Origin of the sequence: Pseudomonas sp. RA_15y_Pfl1_P11 (assembly GCF_963970975.1) — a bacterium.
Classification (GTDB): Bacteria; Pseudomonadota; Gammaproteobacteria; order Pseudomonadales; family Pseudomonadaceae; genus Aquipseudomonas; species Aquipseudomonas tritici.
The window spans coordinates 122,894-148,208 of sequence record NZ_CAXAOY010000004.1 but is presented as its reverse complement, the minus strand read 5'-3'; the positions used below and the strand labels follow the sequence as shown (position 1 = coordinate 148,208).

The following is a 25,315-nucleotide window of genomic DNA, read 5'->3' as shown; positions in this document are numbered from 1 at the left end:
TTATAACTATTGAGTCGACGATGATTTTTCTGCTCCAGCCTTTTTTCAGTCATGTCGAGTAGGGACGCTCCTTTATTTGCGGTATTCGTATGCACAGACGTCAGCTCTTGAACCTGCTCTTGGCCAGCCCTCTTTTCACTCTGCCGTTTACGGCCCACGCCACGCAGATACGCAACGCCCGCTTGTGGCGCTCGGACGACAAGCTTCGGCTGGTGTTCGACCTCAGCGGCCCGGTGCAATACAAGACGTTTACCCTGAGCGCACCGGAGCGTTTGATCATCGACCTGAGCGGCGCCGGGCTCAGTGGTGATTTCACTCAGTTGGCGTTGAAGGACAGCGGGATCACCTCAATCCGCTCCGGGCATTTCGGCAAAAGCGATACGCGCATCGTGCTGGACCTGGCGTCGCCGATGCAGCTCAACAGCTTTCTATTGCCACCCCAGGACGGCCAGGGCCATCGCCTGGTACTGGACCTGACCAGCGCCACCCAGGCGCCTCGACAAATCGCCGCCGAACCTGCGCCGTTAGTGGATAAGGCGCACCCCAAGCGCGACATCATCGTGGTGGTCGACCCCGGCCACGGTGGCAAGGACCCAGGCGCCGTCGGCTCCAAAGGCCAGCGCGAGAAAGACGTGGTGCTGTCCATTGCCCAGTTGTTGGCCAAACGTTTGAAGCGTGAAAAGGGCTTTGACGTGAAGTTGGTGCGCAACGACGACTTCTTCGTACCGCTGCGCAAGCGCGTGGAAATCGCCCACAAGCACAATGCCGATATGTTCATCTCAGTGCATGCGGATGCGGCGCCGCGGATCACCGCGTCAGGCGCGTCGGTGTATGCCCTATCCGAAGGTGGCGCCACTTCAGCCACGGCGCGATTCATGGCGCAACGAGAAAACGGCGCAGATTTGCTCGGGGCCACCCGCCTGCTGAACCTGAAGGACAAGGACCCCATGCTGGCTGGGGTGATTCTGGACATGTCGATGAATGCCACGATCGCCTCCAGCTTGCAGCTGGGCAGTTCGATTTTGGGCAGCTTGGAAGGCATCACCAGCCTGCATCAGAAGCGCGTGGAACAGGCTGGGTTTGCGGTGCTCAAGTCACCGGACGTGCCGTCGGTCCTGGTGGAAACCGGGTTTATCTCCAATGCACGGGACAGTGCGCGCCTGGTTACCGTGCGCCACCAACAGGCGGTTGCGGAGGGGCTGTTTGAAGGCCTGAAAAAGTATTTCCAGAAGAACCCACCGATGAACAGCTACATGGCGTGGGTGCAGGAGCAGAAGAACGGTCAGGTCTAACAGCCGGTCATGCGGCTGCAGGTGAATTTGGCGCTGGCGCCGCCCGAACTGGAAAACCGGTTGAGGGTGGTCCAGCCCACGCGCCGCGTGTAGCCGACCCATGCCTCACCGTCCGATGCCAGCCCGGTAAAGAACGTCAGTTGCCCGTAACGGCTGTTGGTCTGAGCCCAATAGCGTTTGCCGATCACCTCGTACCCGCGCAAGTACGTGGTGCTGCCGACTGTCGCTACGCTGTAGGCGTTACCCAATGGGTCGACGCAGGCCAGCAGGTTGGCGCTGCGCGTGCAGTTGGCCAGCAGACTCGGCGCTTGGGCGCAGGCAGTTCCTGCCGCCACCGATAACAGGGCGCACACCCAGTATTTCATCGGGATTCTCAAGGTTGGGGAAGTGTTCAAGCATTGCGCCCTTCGTCGTGGCAAGCAAGACGGCATTGGCTTATTTGTGTTGTTATACTATAACATAAAAACACAGCCTGGCTTTACCGGGCGGCCTGATGAGAATGTCCTGATGCCCAATCGTCTCCCCGTTACTGTGTTGTCCGGCTTTCTCGGCGCCGGTAAAAGCACGCTGCTCAACTACGTCCTGCGCAACCGTGAGAACCTGCGGGTGGCGGTGATCGTCAACGACATGAGCGAAATCAACATCGACGGCAGCGAAGTCCAGCGCGACGTCACGCTCAACCGCGCCGAAGAAAAGCTGGTGGAAATGAGCAACGGCTGCATCTGCTGCACCTTGCGGGAAGACTTGCTGGAAGAAGTCGGAAAGCTCGCCAAGGAAGGTCGGTTCGATTACCTGCTAATCGAATCCACCGGCATCTCCGAACCCTTGCCCGTGGCCGAAACCTTCACTTTTCGTGATGAAAACGAACAAAGCCTGGCCGACATCGCGCGCCTGGACACCCTGGTTACCGTGGTCGACGGGATGAACTTCCTGCTCGACTATCAGGCTGCTGAAAGCCTGGCCTCACGCGGCGAAACCCTCGGTGAAGAAGACGAACGCTCCATCACCGACCTGCTGATCGAGCAGATCGAATTCGCCGACGTGATCCTCATCAGCAAGATCGACCTGATCAGCAGCCGCGAACGCGAAGAGTTGATAGCGATCCTCGAGCGCCTTAATGCCCAGGCGGAAATCATCCCGATGGTCATGGGCGAAGTGCCGTTGCATAAGATCCTCAACACTGGGCGTTTCGACTTTGAACGCGCCGCCCAAGCCCCCGGCTGGTTGCAGGAACTGCGCGGTGACCACGTGCCGGAAACCGAAGAGTACGGCATCGCGTCCACCGCCTACCGTGCCCGCCGCCCCTTTCATCCGCAGCGTTTTTTCGACTTTATCGACCGGCCCTGGGTTAACGGCAAACTGCTGCGCTCCAAGGGCTTTTTCTGGCTGGCCAGCAAGCATCAGGACGCGGGCAGTTGGTCCCAGGCCGGCGGCTTGATGCGCCATGGTTTTGCCGGCCGCTGGTGGCGCTTTGTGCCGAAAAGCCAGTGGCCGCAGGACGAAGAAAGCGTCGCGGCGATCATGGGTAACTGGCAACCGAGCACCGGCGATTGTCGCCAGGAACTGGTGTTTATCGGGCAAAACATTGATTTCGCCCTGATGCGCGCCGAGTTGGACGCCTGCCTGCTCAACGATGAAGAAATGGCCGTGGGCGTCGAAGGTTGGCGCCTGCTGGCCGATCCTTTTGGCCCCTGGTATGAGGAGGCTGCCGCCTGATGCTGGCCCCGGTGATTCCCCTGCGCCCCGTAATTCGCCAGGCCTTTGGTGAAACGCCGCTGGCGCTCTCTGACATTCTCGAAGACGGCGTGAACCTGGCGTTGTGGCAGCGCCAGTTGCCGCTGCACATCGCTGAGTTCGGCGCCTTGCTGGTGGCGCTCAATGAGCCGTTGGCCGATTCCATGGTCATTGAGCTCAACAACGAAGACGCCGTGCCCAACGTGCAGGGCTTGGCGTCCAGTTGCCGCGATCTTGAAGGCTATGAAGGCTTTGTCGCCGATGTATCGTGGCTGGTCAGCGCGTTTGCCTGCTTGCTGGGTGCCAAGCGCATTGGTGTGCGGCTGCGACTGTTGGACAAGGCCATGTGCCCGCGTTTTCACGTCGATCATGTGCCTGTGCGGTTGATCACCACCTATGCCGGCATCGGCAGCCAGTGGTTGCGCGAAGGCGTGATGGACCGTCGCAAGCTGAGCCAACCGGACGCGGAGCCCAGCGAGCGTATCGAACAGATCCACTGCGGCGAAGTCGCCCTGCTCAAGGGCACCAAATGGCATGGCAACGAAGGCCACGGTTTGATTCACCGCTCGCCAGCCCTCAAAGCCGATGAACGCCGCTTGATCCTGACACTGGATTGGCTCGCATAACCGCGTAGGATCAAACGCTCTACACGGTCCGAACGATGCCCCTCATGCTCCAGAACATTCCTACCCACGTGATTGCCGGGGCCCTGGGCGTCGGCAAGACCAGCCTTATCAAGCACCTGCTCGCCCAGCGCCCGGCACACGAGCGCTGGGCCGTGCTGATCAATGAGTTCGGGCAGATCGGCCTGGACGCCGCCTTGCTCACTCAGGATGACGACGGCATTGCCCTGGGCGAAGTCGCCGGAGGCTGTCTGTGCTGTGTGAATGGAGCCCCGTTTCAGGTAGGGCTTGGTCGCTTGTTGCGCAAGGCCAAGCCTGATCGGCTGTTTATCGAACCGTCGGGCCTGGGCCATCCGGCGCAATTGCTCAAGCAGTTGCGCGCAGCGCCGTGGCAGGAGGTGCTGGCCGTTCAGCCTTGCGTGATGGTGTTGGATGCGCAGGCCTTGGCGGCAGGCAAACCCTTACCGCCAGCGCAACAGGAAGCGCTGGCCCGTGCAGGCCTGCTGGTACTGAACAAGGATGAAGCGCTGGACGCCGCACAGCGCCAGGCGATTGAGCGGTTGTTACCGGAATGTCCGCTTTACTGGACGCGCCAGGCCCGGCTGCCTCTGGAGCAATTGCCTGGCCTGCACGAACACGCGAGCAGCGCTGTGGATAACTTAGAAGTGCCAAAAGGCCTGGCGCAAATGCCGGCCATCTGGAGCGATCCTACGTTGCCGATTTGCCTCAGCCAAGCCCAAGAGGGCGGCTGGAGTATCGGCTGGCGCTGGCACCCGAGCCAGCAATTCGATGCGCAGCGCCTGTATCAATGGCTCACACACCTTGAATGGCGCCGCGCCAAGCTGGTTATCCACAGCACAGAAGGTTGGGTTAGCGCCAACGCTGTGGATAACAGCCCGCTCGTCTGGCAACCCAGTGAGTGGCGTCGTGATTCGCGGGTCGAGTTGATTTTCAGCGAGCCACAGGACTTGGCCGCGTTGCAGGCTGCATTAGCGGCCTGCCGTTACTGACGGTTCTTGGTGCCGTGGTCCTGGCGCCACTGGCTCAGCTCGATCACCTCGGCGCTAGGCAGCGGCGTCTTGATCTCGAACGGGTAGGGCGCGAGTTCGATATGTGCACTGTGGGCGCCAAATTGGGTAATCGTCCCAGGATGGCGGGTTTCGCCGGTCACGGTGAACTCGAAATTGTAGATACGTGCCAGGCGCCGTCGACCGTTGGCATCCTTCACAAAACCGATGCGCTTGAGCGCCACCGCGCCGTCCAATAGTTCGATGTCGAGCTTGGCGCAATGCTGCTTGACCCGCTCCAGCGCCCGTTCGCGCAAGCCGTGGTTGTGCCACACCCAGGCGGCGCCGGTCGCCAGCAGCATCAACACGAAGATGTTTCCCAGGGTCAGCATGCGATGAACTCCAACAAAGTGAGAGCAGCTTAACTGTGTCGCCGGTCTGTCGTATAGGCCGTGTTTAGTCGCATACTGCGCGCCCAGAATTTCAACGGCTTGACGGAATCCCCTGCATGAAACGCACACCTCATCTGCTTGCGATCCAGTCCCATGTGGTCTTTGGCCACGCCGGAAACAGCGCCGCCGTGTTCCCCATGCAGCGGGTTGGGGTGAACGTCTGGCCATTGAACACGGTGCAGTTCTCTAACCATACGCAGTATGGCCAGTGGGCGGGCGAAGTGTTGGCGCCGCAGCAGATTCCGGCGCTGGTGGAAGGCATCGCCGCGATCGGCGAGCTTGGCAACTGCGACGCCGTGCTGTCCGGCTACCTCGGCAGTGCGGACCAGGGCAGGGCGATCCTCACCGGCGTGGCGCGCATCAAGGCCCTCAACCCCAAAGCCCTGTATTTGTGCGACCCGGTGATGGGCCACCCGGAGAAAGGCTGCATTGTGCCCCAGGAAGTCAGCGATTTCCTGTTGGACGAAGCCGCGGCCATGGCTGACTTCCTGTGCCCCAACCAGCTGGAGCTGGACAGCTTTGCCGGGCGCAAGCCGCAATCGTTGTTCGATTGCCTGGCCATGGCCAAAGCGTTGCTGGCGCGCGGGCCGAAGGCAGTATTGGTCAAGCATTTGGATTACCCCGGCAAACTGCCGGATGGTTTCGAAATGCTGCTGGTGACCGCCGAAGGCTGCTGGCACCTGCGCCGACCGCTGCTGGCGTTTGCGCGTCAGCCAGTGGGCGTTGGCGATTTGACCTCGGGGCTATTCCTGGCGCGCGTTTTGTTGGGCGATAGCCTCCTGGCCGCCTTTGAGTTCACCGCCGCAGCGGTGCATGAAGTGCTGCTGGAGACCCAGGCTTGCGCCAGTTACGAGCTGGAGCTGGTGCGCGCCCAGGATCGTATCGCCCATCCTCGGGTGCGTTTTGAAGCCACGGCCATCGGCCTGTAGGATCATTCCTGATTGAGCCAGGCAAAGGGCGTCCGTTAATATCGGACGCTTCTTCATCCCCTGTGTTTTTCAAGGAAGAACCATGTCTCCCTTATTCCCTTCGCTGCGGGCGCTAACCGCCCTGGTGCTGATGTCGCTGCTGGCCGGTTGCAGTGTGAACGGCACTTACCCTGACGCCACCGAGCCTGATGCCGCCAAGCTGCGTTTCATCTCTAATACGTCCAATACCACCATCGACGTCTACGACGCTCAGCACTGTATGGGCCAGACCACTGGCATGCTGAATAATATTTTCCTGGTCGATACCCGGCGGCGTGTCGACATGTCCGTCCCTCCGCCAGCCAAGGCCAGGGGGTTGCTGGAGTTCAAGCTGGCGCCTGGCAAAGAGACGATGTTGATGATTAATACCAATGGGGGTAGCTACGTTTGCGGCAAAGCACTGAGCATCACGCCAAAGGCAGGGGAAGAGTATGAAGTGACCTTTGACATGGCGCGGGGGGTTTGCACGACTTCGTTGCAGCGCCTGGCCCGATCTAATGGCAAGGACGTGCGCATTCCACAGCCGATATTCGAGAACGGCATGCCATCGTGCGCAGGCAAAAGCCCGATATTCGGTAAGGTTATCCCCGTCACGCCACACCGTACCGCGTTGATCAACGCGATCGTTGAAACCCATATGCAGCTCATCACGTTGATGGAGCCAGACACAGCGCAGCGCCCGCAAGCCACCGAAGAGGCGATCGCCGAGCGCAAGGCGAAACTTGGCCAATTCACTCCACCCGAGGCCTATTGGGCTGAGTACCGTCAGAACTATGCACGGGTGAATCAGGAGTTGGCCGGCCGCAAGGCGCGGACTCTTGAGCTTTATGAGAGGGTTTACCGCATGCGGCTGAGCGGCACCGAAGATGCCATTCTGGAGCAGTGGCAAAACCCGACAGACGCCGCCGTGGTCGAGCGCGTCAAGGCGAACGACAAGTTGATGGCGCAGTACTATCAGAACACCAGCAAAGCGGTGATGGTAGACATCGTTAACCATCACATTGAGCGCATGAGCCAGTTGGATCAGCGATTTGATGTGTGCGCCCACTACGATCAGTGCTGGCGGTTGTAGGGGCGGGGTTTGTTCGCCCCTACAAGGGAAAAGGGCTTATAGGGCGTCCGCCTTGATTTCCTGGTAGCGCTTTTCCAGCTCCTGGCGGATCTGGCGGCGCTGCTGGGCTTGCACGAACCGGCGTTTGTCTTCGCTGTTGTGCGGTTGCAGCGGCGGTACGGTGGCCGGTTTGCGCTGGTCGTCCACGGCCACCATGGTGAAGAAGCAGCTGTTGGTATGGCGCACCGAGCGCTCGCGGATATTCTCGGTCACCACCTTGATGCCCACCTCCATCGAGGTGTTGCCGGTGTAGTTGACCGACGCGAGGAACGTCACCAGTTCGCCGACATGGATCGGCTCGCGGAAAATCACCTGGTCGACCGACAACGTGACGACATAGCGGCCGGCATAACGGCTCGCGCAGGCGTAGGCGACTTCGTCGAGGTATTTGAGCAGGGTACCGCCGTGGACATTGCCTGAGAAGTTGGCCATGTCAGGGGTCATCAATACCGTCATCGACAGCTGGGCGTTTCCGGGTTCCATAGCACACTCACGGGTTGTAGGCATTGGTTGGGGGGCACCTCTGCGGGTGCTGGAATCTTTGCAGCGCCATCCCTAACGGGACGCCGGTGGGCGGCTTGCCGTCACGCTTCTACCGATCTGTTTCCATATCTTGCGCCGGCTTTCTGCCGGAAGTCGCGGTGTTAACCCGCGGCGGTCATGCCCAAGCGCATGAGCCGAGTGTTCGGCATGTATGGCGAATGGCTGCGCAGCATTCAGCCATAGGGCGAGGGCGCGATGCTGGTGTCGCTGCTCTTCCTGATCGCGGCGTACCGCAAGCTCAAGGCGCTGTCGATGCTGCTGGCGGAGATGAGCGTGAAGCCGGAAATGGCCGGGCGGCATACTCAGCGCGTGCGGCGGGTGATTGCGGAGCTGATCCCAATCCTCTCGCTGCTGGTGATTTTCCTGCTATTGGCAGCCTTGTCGGCCAGTATCCTGCCGACCAACAAGTTGCTGGTGCTGATCGCCGTGGTCACGGCAGCGGTGGCGGCCGTGCTCTGGCGGTGGTTCATCCGCGTGCATACGCGGATGCAGGTCGCATTGCTGGAGACGCTGGATAATCACAAGGATACGCCAGAGCACTCACACCGGCCTGGGTGTGAACTCAGCTTTCCAGCCAGACGTCCCGCGCCCAGTGCCACACCGATTCCCAGGTTTCTTCGGTGACAAGTTCTTCTTCGCCAGACCACAGCACCACCGTGCCGTCTTCCTCGACGCAGTAATAGTCGTCACCGTCCTGGCAGATCGGGATCATGCTGCGATCAACGCCGGCATCCCAAGCGTTTGCTGCCACGTCCGGCAGGTAGGTGTGGGATTGTGGGTCGGTGACAGTCACCGGCTCCAGGCTGCCGTACACCACGTCGCTGACGGTCAGCAGGAATTCCCGGAAGACAAACGGGATGTCGATGAACAGTTGTTCCTCGATTTCCACAATCTGATCTTCATCAGGCAGTTCCAGGGGAACCGGGACCGGTTCGTTGGCTTCACGCAATTGTTCGATGATTTCTTCCACGGCCGGGATCCTCTTGCTAGATGGCGCGGTTTATAGGGGCGTTTTATACAGTAGCTCGCTATAAGTGCAACCGTGAAATAGAAAACCCCGGACAGGTCCGGGGTTTTTTGTGACTGCCTGCTCAAGCGTGCGGGGATCAGCCGTTCTGGCGGATACCGGCGACCAGCCATGGCTGGTTCTCGCCTTGTGGGCGTTCCATGTTCCAGCTTTCGCTGAACACTTCACCCTGGTCGAAGCGTGAGGTCTTAGACACACCGCTGAACGTCAGTGTGGCGATGGTCTTGTCGGCGCGATCATCCACACCGTCCAACTGTACGCGCAGGTCTTCAATGTAGGTCGACTGGAAAGCGTCGCCCAGGTCGGCACGTTCGCGCTTGAGGAACTCCAGCAGTTGCGGGGTTACGAACTCGGCGATCTTGTCCATTTCGTTGGCGTCCCAGTGCTGCTGCAGGGACTGGAAGTGGCTGCGGGCCGCTTCGACGAAACGTTCTTCGTTGAACCAGGCCGGTGCGTTGATCACCGGGCGGGCTGCAGCAGGTGCTGCCGAACCACCGAAGATCGAACCCATGGCTGGTTTTTGCTCGAACGCTTCACGCTGCATCGGCGCGCCGGCGGGAGCCAGGTGCTCCTGCTGCTTGCGGCGACGGGCAGCGATAAAGCGGAAGATCATAAAGGCGATGACCGCCAGGATCAGCATGTCGAAAATCTGCATGCCCTCGAAGCCGCCCCCCATGAACATGGACGCGAGCAGGCCACCGGCGGCGATACCGGCCAGAGGGCCTAACCAGCGCGAAGCACCGCCAGCCTTGGCAGCAGCGCCCGCAGCACCGGCTGCGCCTGCGGTAGCCGCAGCACCGCCGGATGGAGCCATTTGGCTGGTCTGGTGAGTCGGTGCTGCCCCCGAACTTTTGCCGCCACCGAAGCGCTTGGCGTTGGCGTCGATGCTCATCGTCAGGCCGATGCACAACGCCATGGCGATGCTAAGAAAACGTTTCATAAAGGGAATTCTCATTTGTGGATTGCACGCGCGCCATGTTGCACAGGTGCAGTGACAGTGGCTAGCGACATAATGTTTCGGGCTTTTGCGTAGGACCGGCCCAGAAAGGTCTGTAGGACTTATTACAGATATTGGCCCGCGCTTGCTAAAAACAAGGGCGGGCCAATCACCTTCATGTAGGCAGATGTTTCAAATGGCGTCGAGCTTCGCGTAACCCATCATCAGCCACTTGCTGCCTTCGGCGAAGTTCACCTGCACCCGCGCCTGGGCACCCGCGCCTTCGAAGTTGAGGATCACGCCTTCGCCGAACACCGAATGCCTGACCTGCTGGCCAAGGCTGAACTGGGTTTCCGGAATTTCTGAGCCGGCGAACAGGCTGCTGGCGCTTTGCTGCTGGCCTCCGCCGAACGGGCGGCTGACGCTGTTGGAAAGGCGCACTTCCTGAATCAGACCCTTCGGCACCTCACGTACGAAGCGCGACACCTTGTTGTAGGTCTCGCTGCCGTACAGGCGTCGGGTTTCGGCGTAGGTCATCACCAGGTTCTGCATGGCGCGGGTGATGCCGACGTAGGCCAGGCGACGTTCTTCCTCTAGACGGCCAGGTTCTTCCAGGCTCATCTTGTGGGGGAAGAGGCCTTCCTCCATGCCGACCAGGAACACATACGGGAATTCCAGGCCCTTGGCGCTGTGCAAGGTCATCAGCTGGATGCTGTCTTCATGCTCATCGGCCTGGGTGTCGCCGGCTTCCAGCGACGCATGCCCGAGGAATGCGGCGAGCGGAGTCAGCTCTTCGTCTTCCTCGGTGTTTTCGAACGCACGGGCGGCGCTCACCAGTTCCTCAAGGTTTTCTACCCGAGCCTGGCCTTTCTCGCCTTTTTCCGCTTCGTGGTAGGCGATCAGGCCGGACTGTTCGATAACGGTCTGAGTCATCAGGTGCAGCGGCATTTCCGCGCATTTGGCCGACAGGTTCTCGATCAGCTCGACAAACACGCCCAGTGCGCCCGCTGCACGACCGGTCAGGCCTTTATTGGCGATCAGCAAGCGCATGGCTTCCCACATCGACACATCGGCATGGCGAGCGTGGTCGCGAATCGCCTCGACGGTTTTCTCGCCGATGCCACGCGCCGGGATATTGATGACGCGCTCCAGCGCCGCATCGTTGCCACGACCTTCCAGCAAACGCAGGTAAGCCATGGCGTTCTTGATTTCGGCACGCTCGAAGAAGCGCTGGCCGCCATAGATGCGGTACGGGATGCGCTCGCGCAGCAAGGCTTCTTCCAATACCCGCGATTGGGCGTTGGAGCGGTAAAGAATCGCGATGTCGCTGCGTGCCAAGCCGGTTTTCAGCGCGCTTTCGATGGTTTCTACCACGTAGCGCGCTTCATCGTGCTCGTTGAACGCGGCGTACAGGTTGATCGCTTCGCCTTCGCCGCCGTCGGTCCACAGCTCTTTGCCCAGTCGCCCGGTGTTATTGGCGATCAAGGCGTTGGCTGCCTTGAGGATCCCGGCTGTGGAGCGGTAATTCTGCTCCAGGCGGATGGTGACCGCGTCCGGGAAGTCTTCGGAGTACTGGTAGATGTTTTCGATTTTCGCGCCACGCCAGCCGTAGATCGACTGGTCGTCGTCACCCACCACCATCAGACTGTCGCCACCTTTGGCCAGCAGGCGCAACCAGGCGTACTGCACGGCGTTGGTGTCCTGGAACTCGTCCACCAGAATGTGTCGGAAGCGTTTCTGGTAATGGGCCAGCAACCCTGGGTTGTCGCGCCACAGGTCGAGGGCGCGCAGCAGCAGCTCGGAGAAGTCGATGACTCCGGCGCGCGCGCAGGCGGCCTCGTAGGCTTCATAAATGCTGCGCATGGTGGCCAGGAACAAGTCGCCGCTGGCCTGGATATGTTGCGGGCGCAGGCCTTCGTCTTTCTGGCCGTTGATAAACCATTGCGCCTGACGCGCCGGCCAACGCTGTTCGTCGAGGCCCAGTTCGCGGATCACCCGCTTGACCAGGCGTTGCTGGTCATCGCTGTCGAGGATCTGGAAGGTCTGGGCCAGGCCCGCTTCCTGCCAATGGGCGCGCAACAGGCGGTGCGCCAGGCCGTGGAAAGTGCCTACCCACATGCCGGCCGGGCTGATGCCCATCAACTGCTCGATGCGGTGGCGCATCTCGGCAGCGGCCTTGTTGGTGAAGGTCACCGACAGGATGGAATGCGGTGACGCGTTCTCGACCTGGATCAACCAGGCGATACGGTGCACCAGCACTCGGGTTTTACCGGAGCCAGCACCGGCCAGGACCAACTGACGGCCAACGGGGGCTGCTACGGCCTGGCGTTGGGCATCGTTGAGGGAGTTAAGCAAAAGAGAGAGATCATCGCGCATCGGCGCATTCTATGGCCCACGGGAGAGTGGGGCAAATACCAATGCCGGGTGGTCGACGTAAAACAGTCGGGGTGATGACCGGTCGGTCAACGGTCGCAGCCCGCGCAGCGTCTCGTTCAAGCCGTCTGGCTCCGGAGTTTGCGCTGCCTGAGCGTGCGGCTTTTATGACGTGGAGCAGTTTGGCCGGAGCGCTTGCTTGTGTATGCTCCGTCGACGTTTCGGGCTCACCATTATAAGAACACTGCCTATGACCCTCAGCACCGATCTGCTCGACCCCTCGGCGGCGCCCGCACAGGTTCTTCGCAAACACTACGCCACCGAGATGGCGGTCGAGCGCACGCGCCTGCTGTATCAAGGCTCCCTGCTGCCGACCCTGTTGATGCTGGTCAATGGCCTGGTCTGCGCCTGGCTGCTCTGGAACCCCAAGCAATACCTCTTGGACAGCATCTGGCTGGTCTGGCTGCTGGCCTTGGTGGCGATGCGCGTGATTCAGGTGGCGGCGTTTGATTCAGCCATGCCCAGCCGCCAGGCCCAGCCGATATGGCGACGCGTGTTCATGCTCGGCTCGGCGGTCAGCGGCCTGACCCTGGCTATTGCCGCCATCGCGCTGGTGCCGGCGGACAGCTTTATGCAACAGGCCTGGGTGTTTGGCCTGATTGGCGCCGCGACGCTGTCGGCCAGCGTGGCCTATGCCGTGAGCCTGCCGGCGTTTTTGTCTTTCGCCTTGCCGTGCCTGGTGCCGGCGATCATCTACCTGTTCTGGAACGGCGACCCGCGGCAGCGCGGTTGGGGTGTACTGGGCCTGATCCTGCTGGCGTCCTTGAGCCTGGTGGCGTGGCAGGTCAATCGCCTGATCCAGCGCGGGCTGCTACGACGCTTCCAGAACCAGGCGCTGATCGAGCACCTGCAACAGGCGCAGCAGCGCAGCGAACAACTCAATCAGGAGTTGGTGCGCGAAGTCGAACAGCGCCGCCAGGTCGAGCAGGAACTGCGTGACGCACAAATCGGCCTGCAGGACCGCGTGGCGCAACGTAGCCAGGAGCTGGACGCCGCCAGCCTGGCCCTGAATAAAAGCGAAGCGCGCCTTGCCATGGCCCTGCAAGCCAGTGAGCTTGGCCTGTGGGACTGGAACCTGCAAACCGACGAAGTCCACCACACCCAGCTCAAGGAGTTGTTCGGCCTGGAGCCGGAGTACGTCACGGCGATGCTCGGCCATCTCAAGCCGCGCCTGCATCCCGAAGACCTGCCGCTGCTCAAGCGCGCGCTGGTGGAACACCTTAAGGGCCGCAGCGAGGACTATCAGGTGGAATACCGCGTGCGCCACGGCGATGGGCACTGGGTATGGATCGAAGACCGTGGCCGTGCCGTGGAGCGCACGGCCAACGGGCGAGTCACGCGCATGCTTGGCACGCGCCGCGATATCAGCGCCGGCAAGGCGCTGGAGGAACAACAGCGCCTGGCGTCGACCGTGTTCGAGGCGGCCAGCGAAGGTATCGTGATTCTTGACCCGGACTACAAGCTGGTCGCCGTCAACCAGGCGTTCAGTCGTGTGACCGGTTTTGAAACCGACGACATGATCGGCCGCAATGTCGTGGAGCTGCCCAGCAGTCGTGATGCCCGCCGCCACTTCCCGGTGATCCGCCAGGCGCTGCTCAGCCACGGCACCTGGCAGGGCGAGCTGGTGGAAACGCGTAAGAACGGCGAGCTGTACCCGCAGTGGCTGCAATTGAACGTGGTGCGCGATGTTCGGGGGAAAGTCAGCCATATCGTGGGTTTCTTCGCCGATCTCTCGGCCAGGCGTGAGTCCGAAGAGCGCATGCGCTACCTCACCCACTATGACGAATTGACCGGCCTGGCCAACCGCTCGCTGTTCCGCGAACGGCTGCGCGAGGCTCATCAGCGCGTGCGTCAGGGCGGGCGCAGCCTAGCGCTGCTGCATATCAACCTGGACCGCTTCAAGCTGCTCAATGACAGTTTGGGCCATGAAGTCGCCGACCAATTGCTGCAGAAAGTGGCGCGCCGCCTGATCAACGCCTTGCCCGAGGCCGACACCATCGCACGCCTGTCCGGGGACGAATTCGCCGTGTTATTCGACGCTTATGGCAACCTCTCGAGCCTGGCGCGAGTCGCCACACGACTGTTGGCCAAGCTGCGCGTGCCGGTGACGGTGGATGGGCATGAGCTGGTAGTGAGTGCTTCGATGGGCGTCAGCCTGTTGCCGGACAATGCACGGGAAATTTCCGCGCTGGTCAGCCAATCGAACATGGCGATGCAGCACGCCAAGCATCTGGGCGGTAATAATTTCCAGTTCTACACCGACAGCCTGCAAGCCAGCACCCTGGAGCGCTTACAGCTGGAAAACCACCTGCGCAAGGCTATAGAGGAGCGCCAGCTCACGGTGTTCTACCAACCGAAACTGTGCCTGGCCACCGGTAAGCTGAATGCTGCCGAAGCGTTGATCCGCTGGGAGCATCCGCAGTGGGGCATGGTGCCGCCGGGGGACTTTATCGGCCTGGCCGAAGAGACCGGCCTGATCGTGCCACTGGGCGAGTTCGTGCTGCGCGAGGCCTGCTGGCAAGCCTGTGAATGGCAGCGTCAGGGGTTGGCGCCGATTCGAGTGTCGGTGAACCTGTCGGTGCATCAGTTGCGCCAGGGCAAGGTGGTCAGCCTGGTGCGTCAGGTGCTCGAAGAAACCGGGCTGGACCCGCAATACCTCGAGCTGGAGCTGACCGAAAGCCAGTTGCTCGACAGCGTTGAACACATCATCGCGACCTTCCAGCAACTGCGCGACCTGGGCGTGAAGTTGGCCATTGATGATTTCGGTACCGGTTATTCGTCCCTCAGCTACCTCAAACGCATCCCCGTGGACTACGTGAAGATCGACCAGAGCTTTATCCGTGGGCTTGGCCAGGGGCGTGAAGACGCGGCCATCACCCGGGCAATCATTGCCATGGCCCATGGGTTGGCGCTCAAAGTGGTGGCCGAAGGTGTGGAGGATCAGCAGCAGCTGGATTTCCTGCGAGGGGAGCAGTGTGACGAAGTGCAGGGCTATTTGATCAGCCGGCCGATGCAGGCCGAAGGGTTGGCAGATTTGTTACGGAAAAATGCAGATTTTCCTGAGTGACGCCAAGGCCGCCCCTGTGGCTACAACTTGGCCGCCCTTAGATTCAAAGGGGAGCAGGGCGATTTAGTGATGCTTCGGACGGGCAAAACGACAATTCTTGTAGTATAACTACAAGATTGCTACATCCTTGGCCCTGCCCATAACAAGAGTCCTGCCCTTTGAACCTGTTGCAACATATCGCCCAGTCGCGCCACCTGTTACGCAAATCGGAACTCAAGGTTGCCGATCACGTGCTGCTTGACCCTGCGGCTGTGATGCACAGTTCCATGGCCGACCTGGCCCATAGTGTGGGCATCAGCGAGCCGACCATCGTGCGCTTCTGCCGCGCCATCGGTTGCTCCGGGTTCCAGGACTTGAAACTCAAGTTGGCCCAAAGTTTGGCCGCCGGTGCCAGCTTCGGGCAATTTGCGATTCACGAAGACGATTCCGTCGCCGACTACAGCCTGAAAATCTTCGACACCACCCTGCACACCCTGATGGAAGTGCGCGAGAAGCTCGACCCGGTGGAGTTGCAAAAGGCCGTGACCGCCATGTCCCAGGCCCAGCGTGTCGAGTTTTACGGTTTTGGTGCTTCGGGCGCAGTGGCCGCTGACGCCCAACACAAGTTCTTCCGCCTGCTGCTCACCGCCGCCGCCTACAGTGACCCGCATATGCAGGCGATGTCGGCGGTGACCTTGAAGCCTACCGACGTCGCCATCTGTATTTCCCAGTCGGGCCGTTCCAAAGACCTGCTGATCACCGCCAATCTGGTGCGTGAAAGCGGTGCGACCCTGATCACCCTGTGCCCGAGCCAGACGCCGTTGGCGGAACTGTCTACGGTCAACCTGGCAATCGACGTGCATGAAGACACTGAGATTTATACGCCGCTGACCTCGCGTATCGCCCACTTGGTGGTGATTGATGTGTTGGCAATGGGCGTGGCCATGGCGCGCGGGCCAAGCCTGGTCAACCACCTCAAGAGCGTGAAGCGCAGCTTGCGTAGCCTGCGGTTGTCGCCCAAGTCGGTCAAAGCCCTCGACGACTAAGGGCTATACACAGAGCAGATGTGGGAGCGGGATTGATCCCACATTTGGATCTCTGACCTATCTGGAAAATTCATCGTCCTGTAACCCCCGCGCCGCCAAACCGTCATCCCCTGCGCCCATCCTGTACTCCCCGCACTCGCATTGGGAGACTCGAAATGGCCCGGCCCTACGAAGACAGCAACAGCACCGTAAAGACCCGTCGTCAGCAGGAAGACCAACGCCGCATGGCGTTCCGTCGCGCAATCGAAGACCGTTGCGAGGAGCGCCAATTGCTCCAGAGCATCAGTGACTACCCGGAACTCCACTGGCAGGCACCCGCGGCTGCCCAGCGAAACGCTCAGCCAGTGCGCTGATCTGCACCCGTTCGCTGCGAATAAAGCCCAGGAACGCATGGGCCACCGGTGACAGGCGCTTGGCCTTGGCCTGCACCAGGCACCAACTGCGGTACAGCGGCAGCTCTTCCACCGGCAGCTCCTTGAGCCCGCCGGTGGCCAGTTCCATGTTGACCGCGTGGCGCGTCAGCAGGGCCACGCCCAATCCCGCGCATACACATTCGCGCTGCGCCTCGGCGGAGGCGACTTCCACCGTCTGGGTGAAGTGCACACGTTTCTCCTTGAAGTATTCTTCGCAAGCCATCCGCGTGCCGGAACCCGGTTCGCGTAGCAGCAGCGTGTAAGGTTCCAGATCTTGCAGGCGCAGTGGGCCTTGCAGGCTCAAAGGGTGGTTGGGGGGCGCCACGGCGACAATCGGGTTGTTGAGGAATGGCAGGAATTCCAGGCCCATGTCCTGGGGCACCATGGACATGATCACCAGATCGTCGCGGTTGTCGGAAAGCCGGCGGATCACCTGGGCACGGTTGACCACCGTCAGGTGCAACTGCACCTCAGGGTGCTGGCGCTTAAAGGCAGCAAACAAATGCGGCACAAAGTATTTGGCGCTGGATTCCACGGCCAGCTTCAGTTGGCCTTGCAGTGAGCCCTGCATGTCCGACAGTTGCATATCGAGGTTCTCCAGCCGTCCGAAGATATCGCGACTGGCCCGTTGCAGCGCTTCAGCGGCCTCGGTCATGTAGAGTTTTTTGCCGACATAATCGAACAGCGGCTGGCCGATCAGCTCTTCCAGCTGACGAATTTGTAGGCTCACGGCGGGCTGTGTGAGGGACATTTCCTCGGCGGCGCGGCTATAAGAGCGCAAATCACACACTTCATGAAAGATCTGCAGCTGACGCAATGTCAGTCGCATCAATGACTTACGCATATTTCGCTCTCCTCATCCCAAGCCAGCCGAACAACTATAAGTCTTTACTTATGCATGACCCAATAATTATTGATTTTTGTTAATCCCTCTACCGGCTTAGTGTGTGTCTCGCGACTGTCATGAAACATTTGGTCACGCGCCGACCCAGCTCCAGTGGGTCGAAGAACGCAGCAATCGGCTCAAGGGAATTTCCAAGTGATAAAAAAGATCCTGATCGCCAACCGTGGTGAAATTGCCGTACGAATCGTGCGTGCCTGCGCCGAGATGGGCATTCGCTCGGTCGCGGTCTACTCCGACGCCGACCGCCATGCGTTGCACGTCAAGCGTGCCGACGAAGCCCACAGCATTGGTGCCGAGCCACTGGCCGGTTACCTGAACCCGCGCAAGCTGGTGAACTTGGCGGTGGAAACCGGTTGTGATGCGCTGCATCCCGGCTATGGCTTCCTGTCGGAGAACGCCGAACTGGCGGATATCTGTGCCGAACGCGGGATCAAATTCATCGGCCCGTCCGCTGAAGTGATCCGCCGCATGGGCGACAAGACCGAAGCGCGCCGCAGCATGATCAAGGCTGGCGTACCGGTCACGCCCGGCACCGAAGGCAACGTCGCCGACATCGCCGAAGCCCTGACTGAAGGCGACCGTATTGGTTACCCGGTGATGCTCAAGGCCACCTCCGGCGGTGGCGGTCGTGGTATCCGTCGTTGCAACAGCCGCGAAGAACTTGAACAAGCCTTCCCTCGCGTCATCTCCGAAGCCACCAAGGCGTTCGGCTCGGCGGAAGTGTTCCTGGAAAAATGCATCGTCAATCCCAAGCACATCGAGGCGCAGATCCTCGGTGACAGCTTTGGCAGCGTGGTGCACCTGTTCGAGCGCGATTGCTCGATCCAGCGCCGCAACCAGAAGCTCATCGAAATCGCCCCAAGCCCTCAGCTGACCCCGGAACAGCGCGCCTACATCGGCGACCTGTCGGTGCGCGCCGCCAAGGCCGTGGGTTACGAGAACGCCGGCACCGTGGAGTTCCTGCTCGCGGAGGGCGAGGTGTACTTCATGGAGATGAACACCCGGGTGCAGGTGGAACACACCATCACCGAAGAAATCACCGGGATCGACATCGTCCGCGAGCAAATCCGTATCGCCTCCGGGTTGCCGCTGTCGGTGAAACAGGAAGATATACAGCACCGGGGTTTCGCGTTGCAGTTCCGCATCAACGCCGAAGACCCGAAGAACAACTTCCTCCCAAGCTTCGGCAAGATCACCCGTTACTACGCCCCCGGCGGTCCTGGCGTGCGCACCGACACGGCGATCTACACCGGCTACACCATCCCACCGTTCTACGACTCCATGTGCCTGAAACTGGTGGTGTGGGCGTTGACCTGGGAAGAAGCCATGGACCGCGGCCTGCGTGCCCTGGACGACATGCGCCTGCAAGGCGTGAAGACCACCGCCGCCTACTACCAGGAAATCCTGCGTAATCCGGAATTTCGCAGCGGCCAATTTAATACCAGCTTTGTGGAAAGCCACCCTGAGCTGACCAACTACTCGATCAAGCGCAAACCCGAAGAGCTGGCCCTGGCCATCGCCGCCGCCATCGCCGCCCACGCAGGCTTATAAATAAGCAGCTGCAAGTTGCAAGCGGCAAGCTACAAGTTAAAGCGCATCAGCCTTTACTTGCAGCTTGTAGCTTGAAACTTGCAGCTATGAGGAGATCCGAATATGACTAAGAAAATCTTCGTAACCGACACCATCCTGCGCGACGCCCACCAATCGTTGCTCGCGACCCGCATGCGCACCGATGACATGCTGCCGATCTGCGACAAGCTCGACAAAGTCGGCTACTGGTCCCTGGAAGTCTGGGGCGGCGCGACCTTCGACGCTTGCGTACGTTTCCTCAAAGAAGACCCGTGGGAGCGCCTGCGCAAACTGCGCGCCGCGTTGCCTAACACCCGCCTGCAAATGTTGCTGCGTGGCCAGAACCTGCTGGGCTACCGCCATTACAGCGACGACGTGGTCAAGGCGTTCGTGGCCAAGGCGGCAGTCAACGGCATCGACGTATTCCGCATCTTCGACGCCATGAATGACGTGCGTAACCTGCGCGTGGCCATCGAAGCGGTGAAGGCCGCCGGCAAACATGCCCAGGGCACCATCGCCTACACCACCAGCCCGGTGCACACTGTCGAAGCGTTTGTGGCCCAGGCCAAACAGCTCGAATCCATGGGCTGCGACTCGATTGCGATCAAGGACATGGCCGGTCTGTTGACCCCGTACGCCACCGGCGAACTGGTCAAGGCGCTGAAAGCCGAACAAAACCTGCCGATCTTTATCCACTCCCACGACACCGCCGGTCTGGCCGCGATGTGCCAACTCAAGGCCATCGAAAACGGTGCCGACCACATCGACACCGCCATTTCCAGCTTTGCCTGGGGCACCAGCCATCCGGGTACCGAGTCGATGGTCGCCGCCCTTAAGGGCAGTGAGTTCGACACCGGCCTGAGCCTGGAACTGCTGCAAGAGATCGGCCTGTACTTCTATGCCGTGCGCAAGAAGTACCACCAGTTCGAAAGTGAATTCACCGCCGTCGACACCCGTGTGCAAGTCAACCAAGTGCCGGGCGGGATGATTTCCAACCTGGCCAACCAGTTGAAAGAGCAGGGCGCCCTCAACCGCATGAGCGAAGTGCTGGCCGAAATCCCGCGTGTGCGTGAAGACCTTGGCTTCCCGCCGCTGGTAACCCCGACCTCGCAGATCGTCGGCACCCAGGCGTTTTTCAACGTGCTGGCCGGTGAGCGCTACAAGACCATTACCAACGAAGTGAAGCTCTACCTGCAAGGCGGCTACGGCAAGGCGCCGGGCACTGTGAATGAGAAACTGCGTCGCCAGGCCATCGGCAGTGAAGAGGTCATTGACGTACGCCCGGCCGATTTGCTCAAGCCGGAAATGACCAAGCTGCGTGGCGAAATCGGCGCGTTGGCCAAGTCTGAAGAAGACGTGCTGACCTACGCCATGTTCCCGGACATCGGCCGCAAGTTCCTCGAAGAGCGCGACGCCGGCACCCTGGCGCCGGAAGTACTGTTGCCGATTCCTGAAGCGGGCGGCGTGGCCCGTGCCGGTGGCGAAGGCGTGCCGACCGAGTTCGTCATCGACGTGCACGGCGAGAGCTACCGCGTGGACATCACCGGTGTCGGCGTGAAGGCCGAAGGCAAGCGCCACTTCTACCTGTCCATCGACGGCATGCCCGAAGAAGTGGTGTTCGAACCGCTCAACGAGTTTGTCAGCGGTGGTAACAGCAAGCGCAAGCAGGCCACCGAGCCAGGCCATGTCAGCACCGCGATGCCGGGCAATATCGTCGACGTGCTGGTCAAGGAAGGCGACGTGGTCAAGGCCGGCCAGGCCGTACTGATTACCGAAGCCATGAAGATGGAAACCGAAGTGCAGGCAGCGATTGCCGGCAAGGTGAGCGCTGTTCATGTAGCCAAGGGCGACCGGGTCAACCCTGGCGAAATCCTGATTGAAATCGAAGGCTGATACAGCCTTCGACATTACCGTTTAATCCTCGGGGGGGCAGGTGCTCCCCTTTTTTTCGCCTGTAGTTTGCTTAGAAACGCATCCGCCACTGCCCTATCAAGCCTTGGCTGCTGCTTTGGGTGCCGTTTTCCGCGCTGTAGGCCACGCCGACGGTGTGGTTGGCGGAGAGTGCCAGATCGAGCCCAGCCTGCAGGTTCAGGCTGTTGCGGTCGAGAGACGCGCCCTGAAGGGTGAAACCGTCAATGCCGCCCTGGCGAAAGGACTGGCGCACCTGGCTGTCGACGTCGCCATAGAGGTGTTTCCAGTGCGTACTCAGATGGGGTGTGAGGGTCATCTGGTTGTCGAACAGGAACAGTTTGGCCAGGCGCAGACCAAAGGTGCTGCTCAGGTTCTGTTGGGTTTGCGCATCGACGTTCAGCGCCGCGGCCCCGCCGTGTTCCTTGAAACTGTCACGGCTGTAGCGCTGGTAGCCAAGGCCAGCAAACGGCTCGATGCTGATGTCGCCACTGCCCAGTTGGTAGCCCATTTCGCCGAAGACATTCTGGCTGTTGGCGGTGTAGCGGCCCTTGAGTGTGTCCTTGTAACCCAGGATATCGATGCCACGTTTGTTTTGCCCCGCATGGCTGCTGTAGATCGCCCCCAGGCGTAACGCCAACGGGCCGTCCTGGCGCACGGCGTAACCGCCCAGATGCCAGCTGTCCAGGTCTGCGGTAAAGCGCTGCGTATCGAAACGGCTGCTGGATTTTGCCCCCAGCACACCGACTCGCCAGGCGTGGTCGACAGCCCAATCTGCGCCCATTAAAACGCCTTGGTTGGCCGTATTCAGGCCGGCAGTGCCGCGCTGGCTGTCGAGACCGCCTTCGCTGCCGAGGTTTTTTACCCAAAAGTGGCCGTTGGAGTCGGTGGGCAACTCGCGCAGGGTCGTGAGCACGCGGCTGCTCAGTTGCTGGGTGCTGCTCTGGGTTGCTGCCGCCAGGTTTGCGTTCTGGCTGCCCGCCAGTTGCTCGAGGGCCGCGCCGAATGCGCCGGGTTTCTGTGCGAGTTCGGCGTTGAGTTTCTCCAGGGCCTTGATCTGCTCGGAGCTTAGATTGCCCGATTCCAGCAGGCGACTCAGTGCTGGCTCCAGCACCTTCGCCACCTGCCGACCATTGTGAGTAGTGGCTTGCCCAGTGAAATAGCCGTCGATAGGCGCAGCTTCAACTTCGGGAAGGTCGAACCATTCAAAAGCCGGTGCGTCGTAGGGTTGATACCAGAACGGCATGTACTCGATATCGCCGCGCGCATGTGCATATTGAAGGTTGGCCGCAGCCAGTAGGCTGATGGCAAGTACGATTCTGCGGAGTGTAATGGGCATGAATTCCCAACCTCTTGGTGAATGAGGCGGGGAATTTAGCGAGGTGAAGGAGGGATAACTGTCAGGCCACGCAGTCGCGGTGTGCGGGAGTTGTCGCTATCGGTCGGCGATAAGCGACGTCTGCATTTTATTGCGTAATCACGATCCTAAAAGCACACCAATATGCATTTTAATGCAGCTTTTGGAGCTCAACTACGACGCACATACCCCTTGCCATAGTGCCGTTCCAGACGCGCCTGGATCAGCTCCATGCCCAGCGACAGCACCCAGTAAATAATCGCCGCCGTGGTCAGCATCTCGATATAGCGATAGCTCGAGCGGCCATAGGACTGCGCCAGGAACATGACCTCCCACACGCCCATCACCGAGATCAGGGACGAGTCCTTGAGCATCGAGATGAACTGGTTGGTGGCCGGCGGAATGATGGTGCGCATGGCCTGGGGCAGGGTGACGTGCCAGAAGATCACGCTGTCACGCATGCCCAGGGCGAGTGCCGCTTCACGCTGACCGTGGGTGACACCGAGGATGCCGGCGCGGAAGATTTCGCTCAAGTAAGCGCCGTAGTTCAGCGACAACGCGATGATCCCGGCGACGATGGCGCCCGGCACCAGGCCCAACTGGGGCAGGCCGAGGTAGATCAGCAAAATCTGGATCAGCAGCGGCGTGCCGCGAAAGAACGAGGCATAAAAGCTGGCGATGCCAAAGGCCACGGCGCTTTTCGACAAGCGTCCCAGCGCGGTGACAAACCCCAGCACCGACGATATACCGATCGAGCACAGGCACAAGAACAGCGTCAGCGCCGCGCCTTGCAGGAAGCCATTGGGCGACAGGTGCACGCCCACCAGGTTGGGCAGCTTGTCGAGGATGATCGAGAACTTCAGGTCAAAGCTCAGGAAGAAACTGGCGAACAGGCAAAACAGCACGGCCCAGGTCAGGTACAACCGGGTGCGAAAACCGAAGAGCCGCTGCCAGCGCGACGCGCTGACCGGCGGCTTGGGAGGTGTGGGGAACGCAGTCATTGGCTGATGTCGGCGCCGATCCATTTCTGCGACAGCTTGCTCAGGGTGCCATCCTGTTTCAACTGGGCGAAGACTTCACGCACCTTGCTGTCCCACTGCGGGTCGCCTTTTTCGATCGCCACTGAGTTGGGCTCCGAATACAACGGCTCGCCGGCCAGCTTGAAGCGCTTGTCCTCGGTCAGGCGCGGTTGAGCGGTGACCAGGTTGGTGAGGATTGCATCCAGGCGCACGCCGGCGCCCAGGCCGAGGTCTTGGAAGGCCACGTTGTCGGTGTCGTAGGGCGCGATCTGTACGTTGTCGAATGGATACTGCAACTGCGTGTCTTCGGCGCCTTCAATCACCAGGTTTTTGTTCAGGTAGCTTTCATAGCTGGAGGCGCTGGTCAGGCCGACTTTCTTGCCGCTCAGGTCCTTGGCGCTGTGGATGCGATCATCCTTGGCGTTGACCACGATCACCGCCGGCGAGGCGTAGTACTCCACCGGAAAGTCGAACACCTCGGCGCGGGCCTTGCTCGGGGTCATGGAGCAGATGCAGATGTCGTAGCGGCCACTCCAGCGGCCGGCCGCGATCACGTCCCAGGAGGGCGTCTCCAGGCGCAGCTTCACACCGAGTTTTTGCGCCACGGCCTTGGCCACGTCGACGTCGAAGCCATCGAGCTGATTTTGTTCGTTAAGAAACGAGAACGGCGGGTAGCTCTCCATCAGCACGCCCACCAGTTCTTTCTTCTTCTCAATTCGGTCCAGCGTTGCACCGCCAAAGGCTTGCGTTGAAGCGGCCAGAATCGTCAGGCCCAAGGCCAGCAGCGGTTTCAGTTTCATGGATCGGTACCTGAATGAAAAAAGAGTTGTTATGAAGCGGATGGGACGTATTAAATAGTTATAAGAACGACTCTCATAGTGAGTTATTTTCATAAGCTTATGAGTAAAAAGCATATGGCCACAGCAACAGTAATTCTTGATGGCGGCATGGGCCGTGAACTGCAACGCCGTGGCGCGCCGTTCCGGCAGCCGGAGTGGTCAGCGTTGGCCTTGAGCGAAGCGCCCCAAGCGGTGGAGGCGGTGCATACTGCGTACATTCAGAGCGGTGCCAATGTGATCACCAGCAACAGCTACGCGGTGGTGCCGTTCCATATCGGCGAGGCGCGTTTTGCCGAGGAGGGCGAAGCCCTGGCGGCGCTTGCCGGTGAGCTGGCAAGGCGTGCCGTAGACGCATCCGGCAAGGCCGTGCGCGTGGCGGGTTCGCTGCCGCCGCTGTTTGGTTCGTATCGCCCGGACCTGTTCGAGCCACAGCGCGTATCCGAATTGCTGACACCGTTGGTGCGAGGCCTCGCGCCTTTTGTTGACGTGTGGCTGGCGGAAACCCAGAGCTCGATCGTTGAAGCCCGTGCGATCCACGCCGGTTTGCCCGAGGACGGCAAACCGTTCTGGCTGTCGTTTACTCTCAAGGATGAAGACACCGACGAGGTCCCGCGCCTGCGTTCTGGCGAACCGGTGGCGGATGCGGCCGAAGCGGCGGCGCAGCTGGGTGTGCAAGTGCTGTTGTTCAACTGCAGCCAGCCGGAAGTGATAGGCGATGCCATTGACGCAGCGCGCCAGACGTTCGAGCGCCTGGGCGTGCAGATTGAGGTGGGCGCCTACGCCAATGCCTTCCCGCCGCAGCCCAAGGAAGCCACGGCCAACGATGGTCTTGACCCATTGCGTGAGGATCTGGACCCGCCGGGTTACCTGCACTGGGCAGCGGACTGGCAGGCACGCGGTGCCAGCCATTTGGGCGGATGCTGCGGGATCGGGCCTGAGCACATTGCGGTGCTGGCCCAGAAGCTGAGGTAGTTGAATTCACACAAGTCCTAATGTGGGAGCGGGCTTGCTCGCGAAAGCGGTGGATCAGTCGACAGCTGCAATGACTGCCCCGCCGTATTCGCAAGCAAGCCCGCTCCCACAAGGG

The 25,315-nt window shown here is 60.6% G+C and carries 22 protein-coding genes and 1 pseudogene; 13 read left to right on the top strand and 10 right to left on the bottom strand.

Annotated elements, in window-relative coordinates; genetic code table 11:
* Positions 1–89: 89 nt before the first annotated feature.
* Positions 90–1,292, top strand: coding sequence for an N-acetylmuramoyl-L-alanine amidase (locus AACY44_RS06480; protein ID WP_339418610.1), 1,203 nt, complete (start codon positions 90–92; stop codon positions 1,290–1,292).
* On the opposite strand, the gene AACY44_RS06475 is transcribed toward AACY44_RS06480, so the two are convergent.
* Positions 1,289–1,657, bottom strand: coding sequence for a glutamine synthetase (locus AACY44_RS06475; protein ID WP_339427711.1), 369 nt, complete (start codon positions 1,655–1,657; stop codon positions 1,289–1,291). The genes AACY44_RS06480 and AACY44_RS06475 overlap by 4 nt on opposite strands.
* Before the next feature lie 142 nt (positions 1,658–1,799).
* Here AACY44_RS06475 and zigA point away from each other — a divergent pair, with 142 nt between their 5' ends.
* From zigA to AACY44_RS06460, 3 genes are read left to right on the top strand one after another with little or no spacing between them, the layout of a single operon-like run.
* Positions 1,800–3,008, top strand: a complete 1,209-nt coding sequence (gene zigA / locus AACY44_RS06470; RefSeq protein ID WP_339418612.1) for a zinc metallochaperone GTPase ZigA — start codon at positions 1,800–1,802, stop codon at positions 3,006–3,008.
* Positions 3,008–3,652: a DUF1826 domain-containing protein gene (locus AACY44_RS06465; RefSeq protein WP_339418614.1), complete on the top strand. Its 645-nt coding sequence runs from the start codon at positions 3,008–3,010 to the stop codon at positions 3,650–3,652. Before zigA ends, AACY44_RS06465 begins: the two co-directional genes overlap by 1 nt.
* 44 nt (positions 3,653–3,696) lie before the next feature.
* Entirely contained in the window at positions 3,697–4,659 is a 963-nt protein-coding gene (locus tag AACY44_RS06460; RefSeq protein WP_339427760.1) for a CobW family GTP-binding protein, read from the top strand.
* Here AACY44_RS06460 and AACY44_RS06455 read toward each other — a convergent pair.
* Complete coding sequence (locus AACY44_RS06455; RefSeq protein WP_339418616.1) at positions 4,653–5,048, bottom strand: DUF3301 domain-containing protein; 396 nt, start codon at positions 5,046–5,048, stop codon at positions 4,653–4,655. The two genes, AACY44_RS06460 and AACY44_RS06455, sit on opposite strands and share 7 nt — an antisense overlap.
* A gap of 116 nt (positions 5,049–5,164) precedes the next feature.
* Here AACY44_RS06455 and pdxY point away from each other — a divergent pair, with 116 nt between their 5' ends.
* Positions 5,165–6,037: a pyridoxal kinase PdxY gene (pdxY, locus tag AACY44_RS06450; protein WP_339418618.1), complete on the top strand. Its 873-nt coding sequence runs from the start codon at positions 5,165–5,167 to the stop codon at positions 6,035–6,037.
* Positions 6,038–6,119: 82 nt separating this feature from the next.
* The gene (locus AACY44_RS06445; RefSeq protein ID WP_339436618.1) at positions 6,120–7,148 is read left to right on the top strand and encodes a hypothetical protein; all 1,029 of its coding nucleotides are present in this window, start codon (positions 6,120–6,122) and stop codon (positions 7,146–7,148) included.
* Positions 7,149–7,184: 36 nt separating this feature from the next.
* Here AACY44_RS06445 and AACY44_RS06440 read toward each other — a convergent pair whose 3' ends face one another.
* Complete coding sequence (locus AACY44_RS06440) at positions 7,185–7,670, bottom strand: acyl-CoA thioesterase (protein ID WP_339418621.1); 486 nt, start codon at positions 7,668–7,670, stop codon at positions 7,185–7,187.
* Positions 7,671–7,838: 168 nt separating this feature from the next.
* On the opposite strand from AACY44_RS06440, the pseudogene AACY44_RS06435 reads away from it, so the two are divergent.
* Positions 7,839–8,270, top strand: a pseudogene (locus AACY44_RS06435) (cation:proton antiporter); the annotation flags it as partial.
* 22 nt (positions 8,271–8,292) lie between these two features.
* Here AACY44_RS06435 and AACY44_RS06430 read toward each other — a convergent pair.
* The 3 genes from AACY44_RS06430 to uvrD all read right to left on the bottom strand — a co-directional run bounded on the left by AACY44_RS06430 (position 8,293) and on the right by uvrD (position 12,070).
* Positions 8,293–8,700 carry an SMI1/KNR4 family protein gene (locus tag AACY44_RS06430; RefSeq protein WP_017135771.1) on the bottom strand — a complete coding sequence of 136 codons (408 nt, stop codon included), beginning with the start codon at positions 8,698–8,700 and terminating at the stop codon, positions 8,293–8,295.
* 136 nt (positions 8,701–8,836) lie between these two features.
* Entirely contained in the window at positions 8,837–9,697 is an 861-nt protein-coding gene (locus AACY44_RS06425; protein WP_339418622.1) for a Tim44 domain-containing protein, read from the bottom strand.
* Between the two features lie 189 nt (positions 9,698–9,886).
* Entirely contained in the window at positions 9,887–12,070 is a 2,184-nt protein-coding gene (gene uvrD, locus AACY44_RS06420) for a DNA helicase II (RefSeq protein ID WP_339418624.1), read from the bottom strand.
* A gap of 247 nt (positions 12,071–12,317) precedes the next feature.
* Here uvrD and AACY44_RS06415 point away from each other — a divergent pair, with 247 nt between their 5' ends.
* The 3 genes from AACY44_RS06415 to AACY44_RS06405 all read left to right on the top strand — a co-directional run bounded on the left by AACY44_RS06415 (position 12,318) and on the right by AACY44_RS06405 (position 16,572).
* The gene (locus AACY44_RS06415; RefSeq protein ID WP_339418625.1) at positions 12,318–15,194 is read left to right on the top strand and encodes an EAL domain-containing protein; all 2,877 of its coding nucleotides are present in this window, start codon (positions 12,318–12,320) and stop codon (positions 15,192–15,194) included.
* Positions 15,195–15,352: 158 nt separating this feature from the next.
* Positions 15,353–16,219 carry a transcriptional regulator HexR gene (hexR, locus tag AACY44_RS06410; protein ID WP_010168370.1) on the top strand — a complete coding sequence of 289 codons (867 nt, stop codon included), beginning with the start codon at positions 15,353–15,355 and terminating at the stop codon, positions 16,217–16,219.
* A 155-nt stretch (positions 16,220–16,374) separates the two neighbouring features.
* The gene (locus AACY44_RS06405) at positions 16,375–16,572 is read left to right on the top strand and encodes a PA3496 family putative envelope integrity protein (RefSeq protein WP_339418627.1); all 198 of its coding nucleotides are present in this window, start codon (positions 16,375–16,377) and stop codon (positions 16,570–16,572) included.
* Here AACY44_RS06405 and AACY44_RS06400 read toward each other — a convergent pair.
* Positions 16,502–17,476 carry a LysR family transcriptional regulator gene (locus tag AACY44_RS06400; RefSeq protein ID WP_339418629.1) on the bottom strand — a complete coding sequence of 325 codons (975 nt, stop codon included), beginning with the start codon at positions 17,474–17,476 and terminating at the stop codon, positions 16,502–16,504. The genes AACY44_RS06405 and AACY44_RS06400 overlap by 71 nt on opposite strands.
* A gap of 195 nt (positions 17,477–17,671) precedes the next feature.
* Between AACY44_RS06400 and AACY44_RS06395 the strand changes: the two genes are divergently transcribed.
* A complete protein-coding gene (locus AACY44_RS06395; protein WP_339436621.1) occupies positions 17,672–19,087 on the top strand; it encodes an acetyl-CoA carboxylase biotin carboxylase subunit in 1,416 nt (471 codons plus the stop codon).
* A 102-nt stretch (positions 19,088–19,189) separates the two neighbouring features.
* The gene (gene oadA, locus AACY44_RS06390) at positions 19,190–20,998 is read left to right on the top strand and encodes a sodium-extruding oxaloacetate decarboxylase subunit alpha (RefSeq protein ID WP_339418632.1); all 1,809 of its coding nucleotides are present in this window, start codon (positions 19,190–19,192) and stop codon (positions 20,996–20,998) included.
* A 70-nt stretch (positions 20,999–21,068) separates the two neighbouring features.
* Here the strand turns inward: oadA and AACY44_RS06385 are convergent, their stop codons facing one another.
* The 3 genes from AACY44_RS06385 to AACY44_RS06375 form a co-directional block, all read right to left on the bottom strand.
* Positions 21,069–22,352 carry an autotransporter outer membrane beta-barrel domain-containing protein gene (locus tag AACY44_RS06385; protein ID WP_339457148.1) on the bottom strand — a complete coding sequence of 428 codons (1,284 nt, stop codon included), beginning with the start codon at positions 22,350–22,352 and terminating at the stop codon, positions 21,069–21,071.
* 188 nt (positions 22,353–22,540) lie between these two features.
* Positions 22,541–23,371 (bottom strand): amino acid ABC transporter permease, encoded by an 831-nt coding sequence (locus tag AACY44_RS06380; RefSeq protein ID WP_339472145.1) that lies wholly within the window; start codon positions 23,369–23,371, stop codon positions 22,541–22,543.
* Positions 23,368–24,189 carry an ABC transporter substrate-binding protein gene (locus AACY44_RS06375; RefSeq protein WP_339418637.1) on the bottom strand — a complete coding sequence of 274 codons (822 nt, stop codon included), beginning with the start codon at positions 24,187–24,189 and terminating at the stop codon, positions 23,368–23,370. The genes AACY44_RS06380 and AACY44_RS06375 overlap by 4 nt, the downstream gene beginning before the upstream one ends.
* A gap of 114 nt (positions 24,190–24,303) precedes the next feature.
* On the opposite strand from AACY44_RS06375, the gene AACY44_RS06370 reads away from it, so the two are divergent.
* Positions 24,304–25,200 carry a homocysteine S-methyltransferase family protein gene (locus AACY44_RS06370; protein ID WP_339418639.1) on the top strand — a complete coding sequence of 299 codons (897 nt, stop codon included), beginning with the start codon at positions 24,304–24,306 and terminating at the stop codon, positions 25,198–25,200.
* Positions 25,201–25,315 lie beyond the last annotated feature (115 nt).

Coding starts and splice junctions, on each gene's coding strand:
- AACY44_RS06480 (WP_339418610.1), top strand. CDS start 90: ATGCACAGACGTCAGCTCTTGAACCTGCTCTTGGCCAGCCCTCTTTTC.
- AACY44_RS06475 (WP_339427711.1), bottom strand. CDS start 1,657: ATGAAATACTGGGTGTGCGCCCTGTTATCGGTGGCGGCAGGAACTGCC.
- zigA (WP_339418612.1), top strand. CDS start 1,800: ATGCCCAATCGTCTCCCCGTTACTGTGTTGTCCGGCTTTCTCGGCGCC.
- AACY44_RS06465 (WP_339418614.1), top strand. CDS start 3,008: ATGCTGGCCCCGGTGATTCCCCTGCGCCCCGTAATTCGCCAGGCCTTT.
- AACY44_RS06460 (WP_339427760.1), top strand. CDS start 3,697: ATGCTCCAGAACATTCCTACCCACGTGATTGCCGGGGCCCTGGGCGTC.
- AACY44_RS06455 (WP_339418616.1), bottom strand. CDS start 5,048: ATGCTGACCCTGGGAAACATCTTCGTGTTGATGCTGCTGGCGACCGGC.
- pdxY (WP_339418618.1), top strand. CDS start 5,165: ATGAAACGCACACCTCATCTGCTTGCGATCCAGTCCCATGTGGTCTTT.
- AACY44_RS06445 (WP_339436618.1), top strand. CDS start 6,120: ATGTCTCCCTTATTCCCTTCGCTGCGGGCGCTAACCGCCCTGGTGCTG.
- AACY44_RS06440 (WP_339418621.1), bottom strand. CDS start 7,670: ATGGAACCCGGAAACGCCCAGCTGTCGATGACGGTATTGATGACCCCT.
- AACY44_RS06425 (WP_339418622.1), bottom strand. CDS start 9,697: ATGAAACGTTTTCTTAGCATCGCCATGGCGTTGTGCATCGGCCTGACG.
- uvrD (WP_339418624.1), bottom strand. CDS start 12,070: ATGCGCGATGATCTCTCTCTTTTGCTTAACTCCCTCAACGATGCCCAA.
- AACY44_RS06415 (WP_339418625.1), top strand. CDS start 12,318: ATGACCCTCAGCACCGATCTGCTCGACCCCTCGGCGGCGCCCGCACAG.
- AACY44_RS06405 (WP_339418627.1), top strand. CDS start 16,375: ATGGCCCGGCCCTACGAAGACAGCAACAGCACCGTAAAGACCCGTCGT.
- AACY44_RS06400 (WP_339418629.1), bottom strand. CDS start 17,476: ATGCGTAAGTCATTGATGCGACTGACATTGCGTCAGCTGCAGATCTTT.
- oadA (WP_339418632.1), top strand. CDS start 19,190: ATGACTAAGAAAATCTTCGTAACCGACACCATCCTGCGCGACGCCCAC.
- AACY44_RS06385 (WP_339457148.1), bottom strand. CDS start 22,352: ATGCCCATTACACTCCGCAGAATCGTACTTGCCATCAGCCTACTGGCT.
- AACY44_RS06380 (WP_339472145.1), bottom strand. CDS start 23,371: ATGACTGCGTTCCCCACACCTCCCAAGCCGCCGGTCAGCGCGTCGCGC.
- AACY44_RS06375 (WP_339418637.1), bottom strand. CDS start 24,189: ATGAAACTGAAACCGCTGCTGGCCTTGGGCCTGACGATTCTGGCCGCT.
- AACY44_RS06370 (WP_339418639.1), top strand. CDS start 24,304: ATGGCCACAGCAACAGTAATTCTTGATGGCGGCATGGGCCGTGAACTG.